Raw genomic sequence first — 20485 nt, forward strand, 5'->3', positions numbered from 1 at the left:
CGAACTCGACTGTCACCTCGAGCGTCGAACGCCTTCGCCCGCGGTCACAGAGACCTCGGTAGGCGGAGAGGAGGACCGAAGTCCCTGAGTGCGGCCGGGATCAGCAGGCGTTGAGGCGGACCTGCCAGGTGCCGTTGGCGCCGAGCGCGGCGGTGAACGGTGCGGTGCCGATCGTGCCGTTGCCGGGCCGACCGTCCCACACGATGGCCGGGAGCTCGGTCATGACCTCGCCACCCCGGCTGCCGCACCCGCCGTTGACGCCTTCGACGTACCGCGCGTACAGCAGTACCTCCGCGGCCGCCCGTGAGCTCGCGGGCGGGGCGGTCACCGCCGGTGTTCTGCCGGCGAGTGCGCGGGTCGCGGCGAGATCCCCGGCGAAGCGGGCCGCCGCGGCGTGCCCGTTGCCGAGTGCGCGGAGGAGGTCGCCGCTGTTGGGGTAGGTGCCGGGGTCGATGGTGGTGGCGACACTGAAGTCGGCCATGGCGTACCGCCGCGACGCCAGGTCGCTGTAGACGAGGACGACCGAGCGGAGGAGAGCACGGGGCAGACCGGCGGGGATCGCGGTCGCGACGGGCGCCAGGTCGGCGGTACGCACCGCTTTCGCCACGGGTTCGCTGACCGCCTTCCAGGGTGGGCCGGAACCGTTGATGGCAGCGGCCGCCGTGCGCAGCTGCCGGTCGAGCTTGTCCGCGGCGGCGAAGAAGCGCGCGAGGTTCGTCGACGCGGTCGGCGGGTTCGACGTGGTCGGACCGGGCGGCGGGGCCACCGTCGAGGTCGTCGTCGAGGTCGTCGTGGACGACGGTGTGTTCTGGCTCGGCGGCGGCGTGGTGGCGGACGTGGTCGTCGTCGGGGACGCGCCGGGCGTTCCTGTCTCCTGGTCGTGGTTCGCGACCAGGACGACCGCGGTGACGACGCCGCTGACGGCCACCGCGGCGACACCGGCCATCAGCCAGCGACGCCACGACGGCGGACGTCCGGGTTCGGGGGGACTGGTCACGGTGTGACACCTCCTACAGCGATCACTTCGGCCAGGCCGCGGCGCAGACAGTCGATGAAGACGGGCGGGTCCGGCACGGCGGCGGTGTCGAGGTTGACGCCGATGTGGCAGGTACCGGCGTACGACATGAGCGTCAGGTTGGCCGCGCAGCCCATGGTCGGGCCGAACGCCGCGTGAGCCGTCACCTCCGCGCCGGCGAGGTAGGTCGTCACCGGCACGCCGGTCACGTCGCTGGCGAGGAAGTCGACGCGTTTGAGCATGCCCCCGACGAAACCGGTGGGCAGCAGGTCGAGGCCGGCGGCGATGGCGTCGGTGAAGCCGAGGGAGCGGGCGGTGCGGGCGGATCTCGCGCGGGTGTCGATCAAGCGCATCCGCCGCGCGGGATCGGCCTCCGCCACGGGGACGAGGAACCGCATGAGCGTGATCCTGTTGCTGGCCAGGGCATCGGTGGCCGTGCGGATGCTCACGGGCATCGTCACCCGCAACTCGTCCACGGGGGCGTCGTGTTTGTGGTGGTAGTGGCGCATGCCGCCGGTGACGGCGGCCAGGAACGCGTCGTTGACGGTCACACCGGTGGTCCGGGCGGCGTGCTTGAGGTCGTTCAGACCGGCGGAGACCACGTGGAGGTGACGGCCGAGCCCACGACCGCGCATGACGGGGGAACGGATGTCGGTCACCGGTGCGACCGTCCTGCCGATCGACTGCACGGTGTCCCATGCCGTGCGCACGCCGCCAACGGGGTCGCGCAGTAGTCGCCACACGGCCGGCCCCGCGGCGGTGACCACCTCGCGCGCGAGACCGGTCAGCTGCCCGGCCGTGTGCAGGATGGCCGCCGGCAGGAGCGCGCCGCCGTTCGCCCTGCCGGGTTCTCCCGGGTGTGGCACGAACTCGGGCTCCGGCACGGTGTCGAACAACGTCGGCGCCAAGCGGACCGCACCGACACCGTCGGTGAGCGCGTGGTGCATCTTCATGATCAGCGCGGCGCCGCCGTCCTGGAGACCGTCGACCAGCGTGAAGGTCCACAGAGGACGGGCCCGGTCGAAGCCGGTCATGGCCTCGATCCTGGCCGCCTCGAGCACCGCGTCGTGGGTGTCGGCGCTGGTCCGGCGCAGGTGCCAGGACAGGTCGAAGTCCTCGTCGGTCTCCCACCTGGGCACCGCGATCCGCAGCGGGGGTTCGGCGACCCGCTGGCGCAGCCGGGGCACCAGCCGGGTCGCCGCCTCCACCCGCTCGACGAGCCGTTCCCAGTCCGGTGACCGGTCCAGCCACACGATCGACACGATCGTCGCCCGCATGGCCGGGTCCGCCTCCTGGTACCAGGAGAAGGCGTCACTGGCTCGCATGAACTCGTTCTGTGCGCCCATGGCGTGCTCCCTGGGAACGTCTGCTCGTCGCTACCGGGTGAGGACCACCTTCAGCGCGCCGGACTCCTGCGGCCGGGAGAACACGTCGTACGCGGCGGGCATCTCGTCGAGCGCGAAGCGGTGGGTGATGAAACGGCCGGGGTCGATGCGCCCCGCCGCGAGCATGCGCAGCAGCATCGGGGTGCTGGACGTGTCGACCAGACCGGTCGTGACCGTCACGTTGCGGATCCACAGCTCTTCCAGGTGCAGCGTGGCGGGCTTGCCGTGCACGCCGACGTTGGCGACGTGGCCGCCCGGCCGGACCAGGGTGGTGCAGAGTTCGAACGTCTCCGGCACCCCGACCGCCTCGATCACGACGTCGGCGCCGAGCCCGCCGGTGAGGTCCCGGACGGCGACGGCGGCGTCGTGCCCCGTCTTCGCGACGACGTCCGCGCCGAACTGCTTGGCCGCGTCCAGTCGCGACTGCGCGAGGTCGACGGCGACGATGTGGCTCGGGCTGTAGAACTGGGCGGTGGTGATCGCGGCCAGCCCGATGGGCCCCGCCCCGACGACGACCACGGTGTCCCCGGGCTGCACCCGGCCGTTGCGGACCCCCACCTCGTACGAGGTGGGCAGGATGTCGGCGAGCAGCACCGCGGATTCGTCGCTGACCTGCTCGGGCAGCACGTAGGTGGAGGTGTCGGCGAACGGCACCCGGACGTACTCGGCCTGGGTGCCGTCCATGAGGTGGCCCAGGACCCAGCCGCCACCGCCGAGGCACTGGCCGTAGGCGCCGGCGCGGCAGTACCGGCAGCGTCCGCAGGCGCTGATGCAGGACACCAGCACCCGGTCGCCCGCCTTGACCGTGGTGACCGCGGCGCCGACCTCCTCGATCGTGCCGACCGCCTCGTGACCGAGGATCCGGCCCGGCGTGACCTCGGGGACGTCACCCTTCAGGATGTGCAGATCCGTCCCGCAGATCGTGACGGCATCCACCCGGACGATCGCGTCGGTCGGATCCATCAGGGTCGGTGTCGCCACGTCCCGCCAGTCGCGCTTTCCAGGGCCGCCGTAGACGAGCGCTTTCATGATTCCTCCTGTGATGTCGCGCGTGTACTCCACAGACAGGCTCACCATCGGAGCGCATCCGCATCCGCAGTCGAAGGTCCCCTTTCGCCGGGGCCAAAGGCAGCGCTCACGCCACCTGGCGCCAGGACGCGATACCCTGGGGGGTAATGAGGGAGGCATGGTGGAGTTGAGCGAGGACGTCCTGTCGGACGTGGTGAAGCGCCTGCGCAGGGCGCAAGGCCAGGTCGGTGGCCTGATCCAGATGATCGAGTCCGGCCGGGACTGCCGGGACGTGATCACACAGCTGGCAGCCGTGTCGCGGGCATTGGACCGAGCGGGCTTCAAGCTGATCGCGAGCGGCCTCGAGAAGTGCGTGTCCGACGGTTCGGAGCAGGCGAAGGCCGACCGCGAGCAGTTGGAGAAGTTGTTCCTCAGCCTGGCGTGACCGTCTCGGTGGCGATGCACGCCGCCGGGAGGACGAACCAGCGGAGCGCCTCGAACCGCGCGTCGAGCCCGGTCGGCCCGTCCGGCACGTCGTCGGGGTGCGCGGCGAGCACCGACTTGGCCGTGGCGAGCTGGGTCGCCAGCACGTCCTCGCCAGCCGCCGCACCGGGCGGACCGGGGACCGCGGCGGTGATCTCACGTCGCAGATCGGGCAGGCCGGCGGGGTCCGGCGCCGTGGCGTGGTGGTGCCAGAGCCCGGTGTGCGGGTCGAACCGGTAGTCGGGCAGCAGCCGGTGGCCGTGCTCGGCGACGAGTTCGACGGCGTCGATGAGGTAGTCGCGGACGGTGTCGGTGATGAAGTAGTTGAAGTTGATCCGTGTCCAGCCGGGTTTGATGCCTTCGCAACCGCGTTCGATCTCGTCTTCGAAGGCGTGGGAGTGCGCGGTGTCGATGGCGAGCAGACGGTGGCCGTACGGGCCCGCGCAGGAGCAGCCGCCACGGGACTGGATGCCGAACAGGTCGTTGAGCACGGCGACGACGAAGTTGTGATGTAGGAACTTCTCGCCCGCGAGGACGCGGAACGAGATGATCGACAGTCGTTCGGCCCGCGCGTTGCCGAGCACGTGGATGCTCGGGTGGTGGGACCAGCGGGACACAGCCGTGCGCCACAGGCGTTGTTCACTCGCCTTGATCACGTCGGTTCCGACCGCGTCCTTGACGGCGAACACGAGTCCGGCGCGGACGGACTCCACGATGGCCGGTGTGCCGCCTTCCTCCCTGGCGACCGGGTCGTCGAGGTAGCGGTGCCCGAGCGGGTCGACGTAGGCGACGGTGCCGCCGCCCGGCACGGTGGGCACCGGGTTGCGCACCAGTTCGCGGCGCACCACGAGTACGCCAGGGGTCTGCGGCCCGCCGACGAACTTGTGCGGGGACAGGAAGATCGCGTCCTTGTGGTCGTTCCTGCCTGGTGCGCTCGGTCGCATCCTGATCGCTACATAGGGTGCTGCGGCCGCGTAGTCCCAGAAGGACAGCGCGCCGTGTTCGTGCAGCAACGCCGCGATCCGGTCGGCGTCGGTGAGCACGCCGGTGACGTTGGATGCGGCCGAGAAGCTGCCGATCCGCAACGGCCGGTCCGCGTGGCGGACGAGTTCGCGGCGCAGGTGCTCGACGTCGACGTGACCGTCCGGGTCCTCGTCGATGGCCACGACGTCCGCGATCGACTCCCGCCAGGGCAACTCGTTGGAGTGGTGCTCGTACGGGCCCACGAACACCACCGGGCGCTCGGCAGCGGGTAGCGGTTCGGCGTGGTCTCGCAGCTGCAGGATGCCGACGAGCTTGTTCACCGCCGCGGTGGCGCCGGAGCCGGTGAAGATCACCAGGTCCTCGTCGGTGCCGCCGACGCTGTCGCGGATCAGCCGCCGCGCCTGCTCACGCAGACGGGTGGTCCACAGCCCGGTCCCGGAGCTCTCGGTGTGGGTGTTGGCGTAGCGGGGGAGCACGCGGCGGCGGATGACGTCCTCGACGAAGTCCAGTGAGCGGCCGGACGCGGTGTAGTCGGCGTAGACGATCCGCCGCGGCCCGTACGGTCCGTCGAGCACCTCGCCGTCACCGATGAGGCCCTGCCGGACACGGTCCAACATGGACGTCTGCGTGACGCGTTCCGGCAGCGGCGACAGCCGCACCAGGTGGTCGGTGTCGCCGAGCAGGGCGAGCCGCCGGTGCAGCACCGGGTTGTCGGAGGACTGGCTCGCATGGGCGGTGATCGCCCGCCACTGTCTGCGCCGGTCCACCGGCACCGCCCAGTCGATCTCTTCGGGCGGACGTCCGGTGAAGGCGGTGCCGAACTCCTCGTTGAGCGCACCTGCGACCGCGGCCGGGAGCGTCCACGCCAGCACCGGTAGGTCCATCCGGGCAGCCGCCGCGACGGCGGCGAGAGTGGCGCGCCGGTGATCGGGATGTCCCGTCACGCCGCCCTCGTCGAACACCAGCAGATGTGAGGGACGCAGCCGGGCCGCGAAATTCTCGACGTGCGCCACCAGTTCCCCGAGGCCGACACCAGCGAGCGCCCCGTCCGGGTAGGACAGCAGGAGGCTGTTGTCCACGCCGAGCACCGCCGCGGCCGCTGCGAACTCCCCGGCGCGGACCTCCCCGAGGTCGTCGGTCCGGTCGCCGTGCAAGGTCGACGCCTCGCCGTGGGTGAAGCACAACACCGCGGTCTCTGCCCCATCGCGGCCGAGCCGGGCAAGCACACCGCCAAGTCCGAACGACTCGTCATCGGGGTGTGCCACGACGGCGAGCGCGTACCGCACAACGGGGAGGACCACAGCGATCACCTCTAACCAGATGATACCCCCGGGGGTACAGTTCCACTGGGGTCAGCTCGGGGCCGTGCTCGCCGGTGGATGGCGACGGTCGTCGGCACGCCCGCGGCGACGGCGACGACGAGCGGCCACCAGGCGGCAGGCACCTGTTGGGTGAGGACGAAGGTGCCCATCACGACGACGAACCACCCGAAACTCGTGCGCAGGACGTGTTCGGGGATGCGGCCGGTGAGCCGGCCTCCCAGGACGGCGCCTGCGACAGCGGCGGCGGTAACGGCGATGGCGAGTGCCCAGTCGATCCGCACGGTCGACAGGTAGCCCGCGAGGGCGGCGAACGACTTCATGGCGATCACCACGAGGGAAGTGCCGACCGCGACCGGCATGGGGAGGCCGCCGAGCAGAACGAGCGCGGGCACGACGAGGAAACCGCCACCCGCGCCGACGAGACCGGTGACCGCGCCGACCACGATGCCCTCTGCGACGACGAGGAGGACTGGCAGGTCGAGGTGAGGCTCGCGTGCGGGGCGGGTCCGGCGGAGCATCGCCGCCGCGGTGGCCACCATCATCACGCCGAACCCGGCGAGCAGCCAGGCGCCCGGGATGAACGCGGCGAGCCGGCCGCCACCATAGGCGCCGACCATCGCGGTGACGCCGAAGACGAGCCCGGTGCGCCATCTCACCCTTCCGGCCCTGGCATGCGGGATGGCGCCGACAGCGCTGGTGACACCGACGACGAACAGCGACATCGCGATCGCCTGCTTGGCGTCCAGGCCGGCGAGGTAGACGAGGATGGGGACGGTGAGGATGGACCCGCCGCCGCCGAGCACGCCGAGAGCGACCCCGACGAGTGCGGCGGCGGCGAGAGTGGCCGCGAGCACGGTGCTCAGCCCCGTTCCACGGCGAGCGCGGCCACGACGGCGGCGACGGTGGTGCGCGGTCCGCGGTTGTAGGGCAGTGCGGTGAGCAGCTTGCCCAACAGGCACGTGTCGGTGATGGCGGCGACCACGAGCCCGCCGCCCACGAGGGCGGCGACCCACGTCGCGGGTGGGAACACGGTGCCGGCGAGGACCGCGGCGAGCACGAGGCCGCCCGCCGCAAGGCGGACCTGGCGTTCGAGGTCCCACCTCGGCTGTGCCCGGCGCACGGGCGCTCCTGCCGCTTCCCACGCGGTGATGCCGCCCGCGAGCAGCCGCAGGTTCGGCAACCCGGCGGCGGCGAGAGCCTGTTCCGCCTGCGCGGCGCGGTTGCCGGACCGGCAGATCAGCACGACGTCCTCGTCGAGATGGCCGCGCAGTTCCGCGCGGTGCTCGCGCAGCAGGTCGAGCGGGACGTTGTAGGAGCCCTCGATGTGGGCGGCCGCGAACTCGCCGGGAGTCCGGACGTCGATCAGCCGGGGAGCCGTCCCGGCGGCGATCGACTCGCGCAGCGCCGGGACATCCACAGTGGGTGGTCTCGTCATCGCACGACCGCCAGTCCCGCCTTCGCAGCGCCGTCGAAGTCGTCGTCGATCGAGACGACGCGCCTGCCCGCGGCGAGGAGGAGGCTCGCGGCGATCGAGGAGCGGTAGCCGGACTGGCAGTGCACCCACACGACACCGTCCGGCACGTCGCCGATCCGCGCCGGCAGCTCCGGCAGCGGGATGTGCACCGCGCCGTCGAGGTGGCCCGCGCGCCATTCTCCGGTGAGCCGCACGTCGAGGACGACGTCCGGGTGAGGCGGCTCGCCGGGCGTGCGGCCCGCTCCTGCGGCGGCGAGGTCGGCGAAGGTCGCCGTGGTGAGGTCGGCGAGCCGCGCCTCGTCGCCGCCCGCCCACCGGTCCGGCTGCCCGGTCGCCGCGGCGACGGGGCGGTCGATGCCGATCCTGGCCAGCTCGCGCTGGGCCTCGCCGACCTGGTCCGCGGTGTCGCCGAGCAACGTGATCGGCGCGTCCCACGGCACGAGCCAGCCAACCCACGTCGACATGGCACCGTCGAGCCCGATGCTGACCGTGCCCGTGAGGTGGCGGCGCGCGAACGCCGTGCGGGAGCGGAGGTCCACGATCCACTCACCCGCCCGGAGCCGGGCCTGCAGCTCGGCCGGGTCGGCGGTGCGGACCGGTGTCAGGTCGACCAGGTCGGCGCCGTCGGCGTTGCGCACGCCCATGTGCGCGTAGTACGCGGGGTAGGCGTCCAGCCCGGCAAGGGTGGTCTCGACGAAGTCGTCGGCCTCCAGGCGCAGCACGGGGTTCGCGGCCTTTTCGCGGCCGATGGTCGACGTGGTGGCGTCGGACTGGGTGGCCGAGCAGAAGCTGCCGAAGCCGTGGGTCGGCCACACCCGCGCGCCGTCCGGCAACACGTCCGCCAGCCTCCGCGCGGAGGTGTGCTGGTGGTGGGCGAGGTCGTGTGCGTGTTCCCGCCCGAGCAGGTCGGTTCTGCCGGTCGAGCCGAACAGCAGGGAGCCGCCGGTGAACACGCCTTCCGGTCCCTCCTGGCCGTCCAGCACGTAGGACACGTGGTTGAACGTGTGTCCTGCCGTGGCGAGGACGCGCAGGCGCATCCGGTCGGACACCGCGATCTCGTCGCCGTCGGCGACCGGGACCCGGTCGAACCCGACCTTCTCGCCGCCCGCGACGAGGTAGGCCGCGCCGGTGACCCTGGCCAGCGCCAGGCCACCGGAGACGTAGTCGTTGTGCAGGTGTGTTTCCGCGACGTGGGTGACGCGCACACCGAGCCGGCCTGCGAGCAGCAGCACCCGGTCGATGTCGCGCTGCGGATCGACCACCACGGCCACCCGCCCGTCGTGCGCGAGGTAACTGCGATCGCCCAATGACGAGGTCGCCACGACCTCGACGTCGATAGGCATTGCGGGATTCCTCTCATTGTCCATATACCCCTGGGGGTATCTACCGCTCCACCATAACCTTCGGCTCGAGGTGGCGTCGAGTACCCCCGGGGGTATGTGTCCGATGGCTGTCGTCGCGTCGGGCTGACCTTGTGCTTCGGTGCGCGCACCGAAGGGCTCTCGTCCGGCACGGTTTCGAGGCCGAGCCTTGACGCATGCGTGGACAGATGTGGGAGCGGCTGAGCGCGGTGAGCGGTCTGGTGGCGCTGGCGGTCGCCGGCGTCGCGGGGGTGTTCGAGCGCAGTACGCCCGACCCGGACCCGTCGGCGGCGGAGGTGGTCGAGTTCTACGTCGCGAACCGGTCCGCGTTGCTGGTGCAGAGCCTGTTGTTCGTGCTCAGTGCGGGGATCTTCCTGTGGTTCTTCGTGGGGCTGCGCGGTCGTCTCGCACGGGCCGAGGGCCACACCGAACGGGTGTCCTCAATCGTGTACGCCGCGGGAATCGCGTGGATCGTCCTGAACCTCGCCGTGCAGGCACCCCAGATCGCGTTGGCGCGAGCGGCGGCCGACGGACTCGACCCGATGGTGGCCGTGGTGGTGAACGACATCGGTCTGACACTGGCGACGATCGCTGCCGTCCCGGTGGTGGTGATGGTTGCCGGGGTCGGCGTCCTGTCGTTGCGGTCAGGAGTGTTCCCGGCCTGGGTCGGCTGGTTCTCGATGGGGACGGCCGCACTGCACCTGGTCGCGTGGATCGGTGTGCTCGCGGACAGCGGCCCACTCGCGCCGGGCGGCTGGGTGACCTTCGTCGTCTACCCTGTGTTCGTGGTGTGGCTGGGCTCCGTCGCCGTCGGGATGCTGCGGTCGGCGTGGAGCCCGAGCCGGTAACCGGCGCCGATGACCGTTTCGATGATCCGCGGGTGGCGGTGGTCGGCCTCGACCTTGTGCCGCAGGTTGCGGACGTGGGAGTCGATGGCCCGCTCGTAGCCTTCGAAGTCGTAGCCGCGGGTGCGGTTGATCAGCTCGTAACGGGAGTAGACCCGGCCCGGCACGTTCGCGAGGCTGGTGAGCAACAACCACTCGGTGTTGGTCAGTTCGACCGCGTGCCCCCGGACGGTGACCGTGTGACGAGTCCGGTCGAGCAGCAGCTCGCCACTGCCGTAGGACCGGGGCTGTTCCTCGCTCGTGCCGCCGTGGAGGCGGCGGAGGATGGCCCGCACGCGCAGGACGACCTCACGCGGGCTGACGGGCTTGGTGAGGTAGTCGTCGGCCCCCAGCTCAAGGCAGTGAATGCGGTCCTCGGTCGCGGTCTTCGCGGTGAGCACGAGGATCGGGACCTCGGAGGTGCGGCGGAGCTCGCGAGCGACCTCCTCGCCTGGCACGTCGGGCAACCGCAGGTCGAGCACCACGAGGTCAGGTGCCGCCCGCGCCGCGAGGGTGATCGCCTCGCCGCCGGACCAGGTGGACAGCACGGAGAAGCCGTCGTGTTCCAGGTAGGCGCGCAGCAGGTCGCGTATCTTGCGTTCGTCCTCGACGACGAGCACGGTGAACATGGTCATCACCCCTTGTGCCGCTCCGGACCGGGAAGCCGAACGGTGAAGCACGCACCGCCTCCGGCCGCGCTACCCGCCGTGACAGTTCCGTGGTGGGCCCGGACGAGTGCGGCCACCACCGCGAGCCCGATCCCCGTGCCACCGCGGCCGCGTGCCGCGCGACCGCGCCAGAACCGGTCGAACACGTGCGGCAGCTCGTCCTCCGCGATGCCGGGACCCGTGTCGGTCACGGTGAGCACCGCGTCGGTTCCGGACCGGGCGGTCGTGGCGGTGACCCGGCCGCCGGGCGGGGTGAACTTCGCCGCGTTGGTGAGCAGGTTGGTGATGATCTGCGTGAGGCGGGTCCCGTCGCCTGCCACCTCGACCACCTCGTCCGCCCGGACGTCCACGGACAGCTCAGCGTCGGTGAACCGGGTGCGTATCGCCTCGACCGCCTGCCGGGTGAGCGCGGCGAGGTCCACCGGCTCGAGCCGCAGCGCGAGGCCGACCGCGTCGGCTGACGAAAGCGTGACGAGGTCGTCGGTGAGTCGTTCCAGTCGCAGCACCTCGTCGTGCAGGGAGACCAGGTGCCCTTCGGTGGGTGCCGCGACGCCGTCGAGGAGTTGCTCCGTCTGCCCGCGCAGGATCGTGACGGGGGTGCGCAGCTCGTGGGCGACGTCGGCGACCACCGCGCGCCGCAACTCGTCCTGCCGTCGGACGGTCGTGGCCATCTCGGTAAACGCCTCGGCGACCGCGCCGAGCTCTCCCGGTGCGGGACTCAGCCGCGCGCCGGCGTTCTGGTCACCGTCGGCGAAGGCCCGGGTGGCGTCGGCGAGCGCGAGCAGCGGCCGGGACAGGCGCCGCGAGACGAAGAACGCCGCGACCGCGGCGACCAGAACTGCCGCGACCGCGCCGAGCCCCACCTGCCCGAGCAGCGCGGTACGTGCGGCCGCCACCGCGACCGGCTCGTCGGCAGGAAGGGTGAGCAGTGCGGTACCCACCCGCCTGCCGTCTACCACGATCGGGATCGTCTCCGACGCGGTCCCGACCGGAGCGTCAGTGGCGGGCACGGGTGCCGCGACACCCCATGCCGTCTCGCGGGTGGCGCCGCTGCCGGCGGGTTCGTCGTGGTCGCCGTGCGGCTCGGATGCGGGCAGCCTGGTGCGCGCGTGCGTTTCGCGCGGTGCGACCGGCGGGGTCGTGTGCTGCGCGCCGTGGTCGCCGCCCCCGAGCCGCGCGACCTCGCGGCCGTGGCCGTCCGCGACCACGACCGTCGTGTCCACCGTATCGGCGAGGGCAGCCGCCACCGCCAGGTCGTCCGCCTGCCAGTCACCGCTGCCCGCGACGTACGCCGCGGCCAGCACCTCCGCGATCTCCTCGCGCAGCCGGTCGCGTTGCTGCTCGGCGATGGTCGTGCTGTGCCGGTCGACCGACACGGCGGCCGACACGGCGAGCAGCCCCACCGCGACGACCGCCACCGCCAGGAATGCCGCGAGAAGCCGCCACCGCAACGTGCCGAACCCTCTGCTCCCACGCATCGCGCCCACCTCGTCATCCGCTGCCCGCGACCAGTACGACCACGAAACGGTGGCCGTGCCAGGGACGTCGGGCACTGGTGTGGCCTGGCGTCCCTGGTTCGTGCACCGACTTGGACTCTCACCAACCGCCGGGCCGGTCGTGCACGCGGTCGTGGAGCCGGATCGGGTCGTGCTCCTGGAGCCGATCCCGGTTCTGGAGCGTGTCGTACGTCCCGTCGCAGGTGCCGTCACGCAGCCGCAGCCGGTCTTGTTCCCCGAGCCGCACCTGGTCGCCGTAGGCCGGTGCCTGCTGCCGCACGGTGGTGGTGACCAGTTCCTGTTCGGTCAACGGGGCGGTCGGCGGCGGTGTGGTCGCGGCCGCGATCCCGACGCCGCCCACGATCACCAGCGCTACCGTCGGCAGCGCCACGAGCAGGGCCTTTCTCGTCTTCGTCATCGTTCTCACCTCCTCACGGCCCAGTGCACCGCGCCGGTCAGCACGTCACGTGTCCGCCAGGTGCAGATGGTGTGCACTTTCGTGGTCGTGTGCCGAGGAGGGCGTCAGGTTTGCCGGAGCAGGATGTCCAGTGTCACGAACTGGTAGCCGGCGGCCTTGATGGCGCTGATCGTGGCCGGCAGGGCGTCGGCGTCCAGTGTGGACCCGTCGTCGGGGTTGCCGCCGATGTGCATCAGCACGATCTCGCCAGGTCGCAGTGCGGTGAGCACGCGTTGGGTCACCAGTTCCGGGGTGATCCCGCCGCTGGTGCCTTTCCAGCCGAGGGTGTCCACGGTCCAACGGACCGGGAGGTAGCCGAGTTCGTTCACGGCATCGATGGTGCGCGCGTCGCGTTCGCCGAACGGGAACCGGAACAGCGGCCGTGGATCGGCGCCTACCTGGCGGATGGCCCATTGTGCGCCGACCACCTCGTCGGCGATCAGCGGCGCGGACAGGCCCGTCATGTGCGGGTGGGTCATGGTGTGGTTGCCAACCCGATGCCCCGCGGAGACGATCTGGGCGACGCCGGCAGGGTTACCGCGCGCCCAGGTGCCGGTGAGGAAGAACGTCGCCCGCACGTGCGCGTCGGCGAGTGCCCGCAGGATCTTGGGCAGTCCCGCGGAGTTCGCGCCCGCGTCGAAGGTCAGCGCGACGACCTTGCTGCTGGTGGGCACCACCTCGACATCCTGCCCGCGCAACCCGGGCGGGAACGGCGGCCGCGGCGCGGTCGTCGGCGCCGTCGTGCTCGTCGTCGGTGGCCGCGTGATCGTGGTCGAGGCCGATCGGCTCGTCGTCGTGGTCGGCCCTGCCGTCGTGGTCGTCGTACTCGTGGTCGTCGTGGTCGTCGTGGTCGCGGTCGGCGCGGCGTTCGGTGGTCGTGTGCCCGACTCCCGGGTGAACACCACCGTCAGCACCACCGCGACCGCCGCGACCACCACGACGATGATGCTCGTCGCCGCGATGCGATGCGTTCCCAGCCATCTGATCACGACACTCACCTCCAGGTCCCGGTCATCTCGCCGGGTAACCGTGCTGGGTCAGGTAGTGCACGCACGACCGCAGTGTGCGCAGGCGGTCGTAGTCGTCCTCGTCGATGCGTGTGCCGCTGTGTTCGCTGAGCTGCTCGACGAAGGACAGGAAGTCCAGGGAGTCGAGCTCGAACGTGTCGCGCAGGTCGGCGTCCTGGTCGAGCCCGGTGACGGCGGCGTCGGGCACTATCGCCGTGAGTGCGGCGGTCACCACGTCGGTGGCGTTCATGGTCTTGCTCATCGCAGGTCCTCCGGTCGTTGCAGATTTCGCGCCAGGGTGCGCAGGAAACGGCCGCCGGTCGCACCGTCGGTGGCGCGGTGGTCGGCGGCGAGGGTCACGGTCACGACAGGGCGCACACCGACCATCCCGCCGACGGCCCACGGCCGGTCCACGACCGTGCCGAAGCCGACGAGTGCCACCTGGGGCGGGTGGATGACGCCGTGGACGAGCTCCACCCCGAGGTCGCCGAGGTTGGTGACGGTGATCGACGCGGGTGCGAGATCGGAGCCGCGGGGGTGGCCTGCGCGGACGCGGGCGACGCGGTCCCGCAGCAGGCGCATCAGCTCGGTGACGGGCAGGTGCGCGGCGTCTGGCAGCACGGGCACGATCAGCCCACCGCCGCGCAACGACGTCGCCACCCCGAGGTCCACTGTGGACGCGGGGTGGAACGCGCCGTCACGCCAGTGCCCGTTCAGCTCGCCGACCTCGGCCGCGGCGCTCGCGGTGGCCTTGAGCAGGAACGCGGCCGGCACGAGCCGTTCGACGACCGGGACCGTGCGGTTGTGGTCGTGCAGCCACTCCATGAGCGGTCCGAGGTCGACGGTCGTGGCGAGGTGGTAGTGCGGGATGTCGCGGTTGGCGCGGGTCATCAGCTCGGCGATCGCGCCGCGCATGTCCCGCGCCGGCGTGGGTTTCTCCACGGGCGGCTGCCTTCGCGGGGCCGCGGCACGCACGTCGGCCGCCTTGACCGGGCCGGGACCGAGCGCGGTGAGGTCCACGCCGAGTTCCGCGGCGAGGCGGCGCGCGTAAGGGGTGACGGCCTGACGTTCGGTGCGGTGCCGGAGCACCGACTCGAGGTCGTGCCTGGTGATCGCGCCGCCCCGGCCGGAGCCGTGCACGGTGGACAGGTCGATGCCTGCCTGGCCTGCGAGCTTGCGGATGATCGGCGTGACCGCGGGTCGCGCCACCGGTGGTGGGACGCGCGGTGCGGGCATCGCGGCGGGCACGGGAGCCGGCTCCGCGGCTTGTGGCGGGGCAGGCTTCTCGGCCGGCCGTTCCGGTACCGTGGCCGGTGCCTTCTCGGTGATGACCGCGAGCGGGGTGCCGACCGGGACGGTCGCGCCTTCGTCCACCAGCAGCCGCTCGACGATCCCGCTGTCGAAGCACTCGACCTCGACCGCGGCCTTCGCGGTGTCGACGACGGCGACCACGTCACCGCGCCGCACGGCGTCGCCGGGTTTGACGAGCCACTCGACGACCGTGCCCTGGTCCATGTCCGCGCCGAGGGAGGGCATCCGGAACTCGGCCATCAGGCCACCGCCTCGCGCGCGGCGGCCACCACGTCGGCGATCTGCGGCAGTGCGGCGTCCTCCATGTGCTTGGCGTACGGCACGGGGACCTCGGCGCTGCACACGCGCCGCACTGGCGCGTCCAGTTCGTAGAGGGCCTTTTCGGCGATGCGCGCGGAGACCTCGGCGGCCAGACTGCCGCTGCGCCAGCCTTCGTCGACGACCACCGCACGATGGGTGCGCGCCACCGATTCCAGCACGGCGTGCTCGTCAAGCGGGCGCAGGGTGCGCAGGTCGATCACCTCGACGTCGATCCCGCCCGCAGCCAGTTCGTCGGCCGCGGACAGGGCCTTCGGCAGAGAACCGCCGTAGGTGATCAGCGTGAGGTCGTTGCCCGGCCGCCGGATCTCGGCGTGGTCGAGGTCCACGGCGCCCGCGTCGTCGGCGAGCTCGCCCGAGGAGTTGTACAGAGAGCCGTGTTCGAACAACAGCACCGGATCGGGGTCGGCGAGCGCGGTGGGCAGCATGCCCCGCGCGTCCTCGAGCGTCGCAGGTGCCACCACCCGCAGCCCCGGGATGTGGGCGTACCAGCCCTCGAGGCTGTGCGAGTGCTGAGCGGCGAGCTGCCTGCCGGCACCGGTCGTCATCCGGATCACCAGAGGCACGCCGAGCTGACCACCCGACATGTGCCGCAGGGTCGCTGCGTTGTTGAGGATCTGGTCCAGCGCGAGCAGGCTGAAGTTGACCGTCATGATCTCGACGATCGGCCGCATGCCCGCCATGGCCGCGCCGATGCCGGCGCCGACGAACGCCGACTCCGAGAGCGGGGTGTCCCGCACGCGGTCAGGCCCGAACTCCTCCAGCAACCCGAGGCTGACCGCGAAACAACCGCCGTAGCGGCCGACGTCCTCACCCATGAGGAACACCCGCTCGTCGGTGGCGAGCGCGTCGCGGATGGCCGCGCGCAGCGCCTCCCGGTACGACGTCTTCACGGGGTCACCTCCGCGTGCACGAAGCGGGTGAGGTCGCCGACCGGTTCCAGGGGCGCCGCCTCGGCGGCGGCCACCGCGCGCTCCAGCTCGCTCGCCACGTCCGCCTCCAGGGCGGCGAGCGCGGCGTCGTCCAGCTCACCGGCCGCGCGCATGCGCCCGACGAGCGCCGGGATCGGGTCGCGTTCCTTCCAGCGCGCGATCTCGACCTTGTCCCGGTAACGGTCGGGGTCGTACAGGGAGTGCGCGCGGAACCGGTAGGTGCGCAGTTCCAGGAAACACGGGCCGTCGCCGGCGCGGACGGTGTCGGCGGCACGCCGTGCCGAGTCAGCCACCTGCTCGACGTCCATCCCGTCCACGGCCCACGACCGCATGCCGTATGAGGCGGCACGCAGCGCCAGGTCGGTCTCCGCCTGCGCCCGCTCGATCGCGGTGCCCATGGCGTAGTAGTTGTTCTCGCAGGCGAACAGGACCGGCAAGCGCCACAGCGCGGCGAGGTTCATGCACTCGTGGAACTCGCCTTCCGCCACGGCGCCGTCACCGAACAGGCAGACGGTCACGGCACGCCTGCCGCGCATCCGGTCGGCGAGCGCGAGCCCGACCGCGAGCGGCAAGCCACCCGCGACGATCGCGTTGCCACCGTAGAAGTGGCGGCCCGCGTCGAAGATGTGCATCGAGCCGCCCCTGCCCCGGCAACAGCCGGTGCTCCTGCCGAACATCTCGGCCATCAGGACGTCCATCCCGATGCCGCGGGCCAGCGCGTGACCGTGCTCGCGGTAGGTCGACACCACCGCGTCCTCCGGATCGAGCGCTGGCAACACCCCGGCGGCGACCGCTTCCTCACCGATGTAGAGGTGCATGAAGCCGCGGATCTTCTCGGCGCTGTACAGCTCGACGCAACGTTCCTCGAAGCGCCGGATCCGCAGCATCTGCGTCAGCAACTCGATCCGGGCCTTGGTGTTCAGCTCGGTCATCGCGTCCCTCCTACGCCGTGACAGCGCCGTGCAGGTACTCGGCGATGCCGGTGGTCCACGCCTCGATCCCGGGCCAGTCACGCAGGTCGCCGTAACGGCCGCCGCACAGCCACAGCAGGAAGCGCGCGGGCAGGGCGGCCCCCGTGCGCGGTACGACCCCCGCGAAGGCGTGGTAGTCACGTGGCTCGATCAGTTCGCACAGCTCGGCGATCCGGGTCGGCACGACCTCCCGCAACAGGTTTCCGAGGGGGCCGCGCAGCGACGGGCTGATGCCGACGCTGAACAGCCACACCGGGCGCGTCCGCAGCGCGTCGGCGTTGTGCCACATGAAGTTCTCGGCCGAGGGCAGCAGCGCGGCGTCGCGTACTCCACTGCCGAGCACCAGGGCGTCGTAGCCGTCGACGGAGGGCTTTTCGGCGAGGTCGCGAAGGTCGGTCGTCAGCCCCCGTGCCCGCAGCCGGGCGGCGATGAACTCGGCGACGGACTTCGTCGAGCCCGCGGTTCCCGCGTAGCCGACCAGCACTCGGTCGATGTGGTTGGTCATCTCGCACTCTCCAATGTGGACAGATCGCCTTCCGGTAGTCCCAGTTCGCGTGCCTTGAGCAGCCGACGCATGACCTTGCCGCTGCGGGTGTGAGGCAGCGACTGGTCGAACACGATCTCCTTCGGCGCCACCGCGCCGAGCGCGTGGCGGCCGAACGCGAGCAGCTCGCGGCGAAGTTCATCGGTCGGGTGGTGGCCGGGCCGCAACGACACGAACGCTTTGACCAGCTCGCCCGCCACCGGGTCCGGTTTGCCGATCACGCCCGCCTCAGCGACGGCAGGGTGCGCCATCAGCGCGCTCTCCACCTCGAACGGGCCGACGAGGTGCCCGGCGGATTTGATCACGTCGTCGGCGCGCCCGACGAACCAGAACCAGCCGTCCGCGTCCCGCCGCGCGATGTCTCCGGAGAGGTACCACCCGTCCACGAAGGACTTGCGGTAGCGCTCCTCGTCGTGCAGGTAGCCGCGGAACATCGAGGGCCAGCCGGGTCTCAGCGCGAGTTCGCCTTCCACGCCGGATTCGGTGACCTCGCGGACGTGTCCGTCGACCACCCGGACCCGGCCGTCCTCGCCTCGCTCCAGCAGACCGGCGACCACACCGGGCACCGGGCGGCCCATGGATCCCGGCCGGACCTCCTCGGCGGCGTAGTTGCTGATCATGATGGCGCCGGTCTCTGTCTGCCACCAGTTGTCGTGCACCGGGAGGCCGAGGGCTTCCCGGCCCCACAACACCACTTCCGGGTTCAGCGGTTCGCCGACGCTGGCGATGTAGCGCAGTGCGGACAGGTCGTACTCGCGGACGAGGCTCGCGCGGTGGCGCATCAGCATGCGCAGCGCGGTCGGCGCGGTGTACCAGACGGTGACGCGCTGCTCGGCGAGAACGCGGTACCAGCGGCGGGCGTCGAAGTCGCCCTCGTCGCTGACCACGGTGACGCCATGGGTGAGCGGGGCGATGATGCCGTAGGACGCGCCGGTCACCCAGCCGGGGTCGGCCGTGCACCAGAACACGTCGTCGGAGTGCAGGTCCAGTGCGTAGGCGGCCGTGACGTGGTGCGCCACCACCGCCTCGTGGACGTGCACGGCGCCCTTGGGTTTCCCGGTCGTGCCGCTCGTGAAGTGCAGCAGCGCCATGTCGTCCGGTGCGGTCGGCGGGATCTCGAACTCGGCGGAGCTCGCGCCCAGTGCGCCACGCAGTTCCACGGTGCCGGACACGGCCTCACCGCCGACGAGCAGCACGTGCCGCAGCGTGGGCAACTGGTCGCGGATCGGGGCGATCTTGCGCTGGTACAGCTCAGGTGTCGTCACGAGCACCGCGGCCTCGCCGAGCCGCATCCGCTCCCGCACTGGCTCCGGCCCGAAGGCCGAGAACAGGGGAGCGAGCACACAGCGCGCCTTGAGCGTGCCCAGCGCTGTGATGTACAGCTCCGGAATCCGGCCGAGCAAGGTGAACACCCGCTCGCCCTCGCGGACACCGAGTGTGCCGAGCAGGTTGGCGAACCGGTTGGTGCGCTCGGCCAGGTCCGCGTAGGTGATGTCGGTGACGTGGTCGTCGCGGTCGACCCAGCGCAGCGCGGTCCGCGCCGCGACCGGGGTGCCGAGGTGGCGGTCGACCGCCTCGTGGGCGATGTTCAGACCATGCCCACCGGGCAGGCCGGCCAGCCGGGACCGAGCGTCCGCCCACGTGAACCGCCCGCGCTCGGCTTCGTACTCCGTGAGGTTGGCATCGCGGCGCGCGGAGTCCGGCTTCCGGATCGGCGCCCAGTGCACGTCGTTGTCCTGGACCATGTGTCCACGGAACTCGCCGGTCCGGCGCCGCCGCGAGTGCCCAAGGTCCCGGCGTGTGAGGGACCGAAGAAGGCGCTTCGCAGGTGGCACCGTGGCAGGATCAGCGTTGCTCGCTCTGCAGTGCGTTGAACAGGTTGCCTTCGGTGTCGGTGAAGTAGCTGACCCAGCCGATGCCCGGGATGGCCCCGCGGTCGCGGACCTGTTTGCCGCCCGCGGCCGCCACGGCGCGTTCGGTCTCGGCGATGTCGTCGACCTGGACGGTGCAGATCCAGGCGCCGGCCGACCCGTTCCCGGCCGGGCCGGTCCGGGTGGCGATGGCACCGTCGATGCCGGGTTCGTGCGGGTCGCCGGTGGACAGCAGGCGGTAGTCGGGGTCGCCGATGTTCTGTACCTGCCACCCGAACACCGTCGTGTAGAAGCGTTCCGCCCGGTCGATGTCGTCGGCCGGGATCTCGAAGTGCACCACCTTGCCCATGACGGCTTCCTTTCCTCATGCGCCGTGTCGCGCGGCGGCCGCCGCGATGCTGGCCCGGCAGCAGCGCACGATCTGCCGGGTGGCCGGACCGCGTGGCGTGATGCCGCAGCGGGGGCAGGTCAGCCGGACGTCCCCGGTCAGCTCGTCGACGGCGATGGCCACCGCGCACGCGCAGGATCGGCACCACCGGTGCCCGGTGACCGCGATGACGTGCGCGGGGGAGGACACGCAGTGGTGCAGCCAGCGGCGGTGCAGTCGGCAGGTGACCCGCTCGAGTGGGTCCAACCCGTCGGCGTCCTCGGCGATGTCCTCACCGGACAGGGCAGCCGCGAGCGCGACGTCGGCCAGGTCGGCATAACGGGGCGCGACCCGGACTGGCGTGGTCGGTGCGGTGGTGACCCGAACCGTCTGCTCTGTCGACATGACCCACGCTCCGTGTAGGGGGCGACCTGCTGGTTGACGACAACGATCGCGCGCGCACCGCTCGTGTGCCACGGCCCTGCTGCTCGATGTTCCAGGGCAGTTCGTAGGCCCGCGCAGGGACCTAGGACCTGTATCGAAGTGGGTTAGAGCCATTCGTTGATCGTGGCGATGTGGACGGTGGCTTCGTAGCGGACGGCGAGTTTGTCGAACCGGGTGGCGACG

The 20485-nt window shown here is 71.5% G+C and carries 21 protein-coding genes; 2 read left to right on the forward strand and 19 right to left on the reverse strand.

Annotated elements, in window-relative coordinates; genetic code table 11:
* Positions 1–100: 100 nt before the first annotated feature.
* The 3 genes from ACIBVP_RS41230 to ACIBVP_RS41240 are packed head-to-tail and all read right to left on the reverse strand — an operon-like array spanning position 101 to position 3429.
* Positions 101–997 carry a hypothetical protein gene (locus ACIBVP_RS41230; protein WP_396112021.1) on the reverse strand — a complete coding sequence of 299 codons (897 nt, stop codon included), beginning with the start codon at positions 995–997 and terminating at the stop codon, positions 101–103.
* Positions 994–2361: a wax ester/triacylglycerol synthase domain-containing protein gene (locus ACIBVP_RS41235; protein WP_396112023.1), complete on the reverse strand. Its 1368-nt coding sequence runs from the start codon at positions 2359–2361 to the stop codon at positions 994–996. Before ACIBVP_RS41235 ends, ACIBVP_RS41230 begins: the two co-directional genes overlap by 4 nt.
* Before the next feature lie 30 nt (positions 2362–2391).
* Positions 2392–3429 (reverse strand): zinc-dependent alcohol dehydrogenase family protein, encoded by a 1038-nt coding sequence (locus ACIBVP_RS41240; RefSeq protein ID WP_396112024.1) that lies wholly within the window; start codon positions 3427–3429, stop codon positions 2392–2394.
* A 157-nt stretch (positions 3430–3586) separates the two neighbouring features.
* Here ACIBVP_RS41240 and ACIBVP_RS41245 point away from each other — a divergent pair, with 157 nt between their 5' ends.
* Positions 3587–3853 (forward strand): metal-sensitive transcriptional regulator, encoded by a 267-nt coding sequence (locus ACIBVP_RS41245; protein ID WP_396112025.1) that lies wholly within the window; start codon positions 3587–3589, stop codon positions 3851–3853.
* Here the strand turns inward: ACIBVP_RS41245 and ACIBVP_RS41250 are convergent.
* The 4 genes from ACIBVP_RS41250 to ACIBVP_RS41265 are packed head-to-tail and all read right to left on the reverse strand — an operon-like array spanning position 3840 to position 9014.
* Positions 3840–6176, reverse strand: a complete 2337-nt coding sequence (locus ACIBVP_RS41250; RefSeq protein ID WP_396112027.1) for an aminotransferase class V-fold PLP-dependent enzyme — start codon at positions 6174–6176, stop codon at positions 3840–3842. The two genes, ACIBVP_RS41245 and ACIBVP_RS41250, sit on opposite strands and share 14 nt — an antisense overlap.
* A gap of 11 nt (positions 6177–6187) precedes the next feature.
* Positions 6188–7051 (reverse strand): sulfite exporter TauE/SafE family protein, encoded by an 864-nt coding sequence (locus ACIBVP_RS41255; RefSeq protein WP_396112028.1) that lies wholly within the window; start codon positions 7049–7051, stop codon positions 6188–6190.
* Between the two features lie 5 nt (positions 7052–7056).
* Positions 7057–7632, reverse strand: coding sequence for a rhodanese-like domain-containing protein (locus ACIBVP_RS41260; protein WP_396112029.1), 576 nt, complete (start codon positions 7630–7632; stop codon positions 7057–7059).
* Positions 7629–9014: a rhodanese-like domain-containing protein gene (locus ACIBVP_RS41265; protein ID WP_396112030.1), complete on the reverse strand. Its 1386-nt coding sequence runs from the start codon at positions 9012–9014 to the stop codon at positions 7629–7631. Before ACIBVP_RS41265 ends, ACIBVP_RS41260 begins: the two co-directional genes overlap by 4 nt.
* Positions 9015–9208: 194 nt before the next feature.
* Here ACIBVP_RS41265 and ACIBVP_RS41270 point away from each other — a divergent pair, with 194 nt between their 5' ends.
* Complete coding sequence (locus tag ACIBVP_RS41270) at positions 9209–9880, forward strand: hypothetical protein (RefSeq protein ID WP_396112031.1); 672 nt, start codon at positions 9209–9211, stop codon at positions 9878–9880.
* Here the strand turns inward: ACIBVP_RS41270 and ACIBVP_RS41275 are convergent.
* The 12 genes from ACIBVP_RS41275 to ACIBVP_RS41330 form a co-directional block, all read right to left on the reverse strand.
* Positions 9805–10551 (reverse strand): response regulator transcription factor, encoded by a 747-nt coding sequence (locus ACIBVP_RS41275; RefSeq protein ID WP_396112032.1) that lies wholly within the window; start codon positions 10549–10551, stop codon positions 9805–9807. The genes ACIBVP_RS41270 and ACIBVP_RS41275 overlap by 76 nt on opposite strands.
* Positions 10551–12062 (reverse strand): ATP-binding protein, encoded by a 1512-nt coding sequence (locus ACIBVP_RS41280; protein WP_396112033.1) that lies wholly within the window; start codon positions 12060–12062, stop codon positions 10551–10553. The genes ACIBVP_RS41275 and ACIBVP_RS41280 overlap by 1 nt, the downstream gene beginning before the upstream one ends.
* 118 nt (positions 12063–12180) lie before the next feature.
* Complete coding sequence (locus ACIBVP_RS41285) at positions 12181–12498, reverse strand: hypothetical protein (RefSeq protein ID WP_396112034.1); 318 nt, start codon at positions 12496–12498, stop codon at positions 12181–12183.
* Between the two features lie 104 nt (positions 12499–12602).
* Entirely contained in the window at positions 12603–13526 is a 924-nt protein-coding gene (locus ACIBVP_RS41290) for a polysaccharide deacetylase family protein (RefSeq protein WP_396112035.1), read from the reverse strand.
* Between the two features lie 22 nt (positions 13527–13548).
* Positions 13549–13806 carry an acyl carrier protein gene (locus ACIBVP_RS41295; RefSeq protein WP_396112036.1) on the reverse strand — a complete coding sequence of 86 codons (258 nt, stop codon included), beginning with the start codon at positions 13804–13806 and terminating at the stop codon, positions 13549–13551.
* Positions 13803–15095: a dihydrolipoamide acetyltransferase family protein gene (locus tag ACIBVP_RS41300; RefSeq protein ID WP_396112037.1), complete on the reverse strand. Its 1293-nt coding sequence runs from the start codon at positions 15093–15095 to the stop codon at positions 13803–13805. Before ACIBVP_RS41300 ends, ACIBVP_RS41295 begins: the two co-directional genes overlap by 4 nt.
* Entirely contained in the window at positions 15095–16066 is a 972-nt protein-coding gene (locus tag ACIBVP_RS41305) for an alpha-ketoacid dehydrogenase subunit beta (protein ID WP_396112038.1), read from the reverse strand. Before ACIBVP_RS41305 ends, ACIBVP_RS41300 begins: the two co-directional genes overlap by 1 nt.
* Positions 16063–17037 carry a pyruvate dehydrogenase (acetyl-transferring) E1 component subunit alpha gene (gene pdhA, locus ACIBVP_RS41310; RefSeq protein WP_396112039.1) on the reverse strand — a complete coding sequence of 325 codons (975 nt, stop codon included), beginning with the start codon at positions 17035–17037 and terminating at the stop codon, positions 16063–16065. The genes ACIBVP_RS41305 and pdhA overlap by 4 nt, the downstream gene beginning before the upstream one ends.
* A gap of 10 nt (positions 17038–17047) precedes the next feature.
* Positions 17048–17581: a flavodoxin domain-containing protein gene (locus ACIBVP_RS41315; RefSeq protein ID WP_396112040.1), complete on the reverse strand. Its 534-nt coding sequence runs from the start codon at positions 17579–17581 to the stop codon at positions 17048–17050.
* Positions 17578–19365 carry an acetate--CoA ligase gene (gene acsA / locus ACIBVP_RS41320; RefSeq protein ID WP_396112041.1) on the reverse strand — a complete coding sequence of 596 codons (1788 nt, stop codon included), beginning with the start codon at positions 19363–19365 and terminating at the stop codon, positions 17578–17580. Before acsA ends, ACIBVP_RS41315 begins: the two co-directional genes overlap by 4 nt.
* A 100-nt stretch (positions 19366–19465) precedes the next feature.
* Complete coding sequence (locus ACIBVP_RS41325) at positions 19466–19840, reverse strand: VOC family protein (RefSeq protein ID WP_396112042.1); 375 nt, start codon at positions 19838–19840, stop codon at positions 19466–19468.
* Positions 19841–19855: 15 nt separating this feature from the next.
* On the reverse strand, positions 19856–20263 hold the full coding sequence (locus ACIBVP_RS41330) for a hypothetical protein (RefSeq protein WP_396112043.1): 408 nt from the start codon (positions 20261–20263) through the stop codon (positions 19856–19858).
* Between the last annotated feature and the right edge of the window lie 222 nt (positions 20264–20485).

Source organism: Actinophytocola sp. NPDC049390 (genome assembly GCF_044466355.1).
Classification (GTDB): domain Bacteria; phylum Actinomycetota; class Actinomycetes; order Mycobacteriales; family Pseudonocardiaceae; genus Actinophytocola.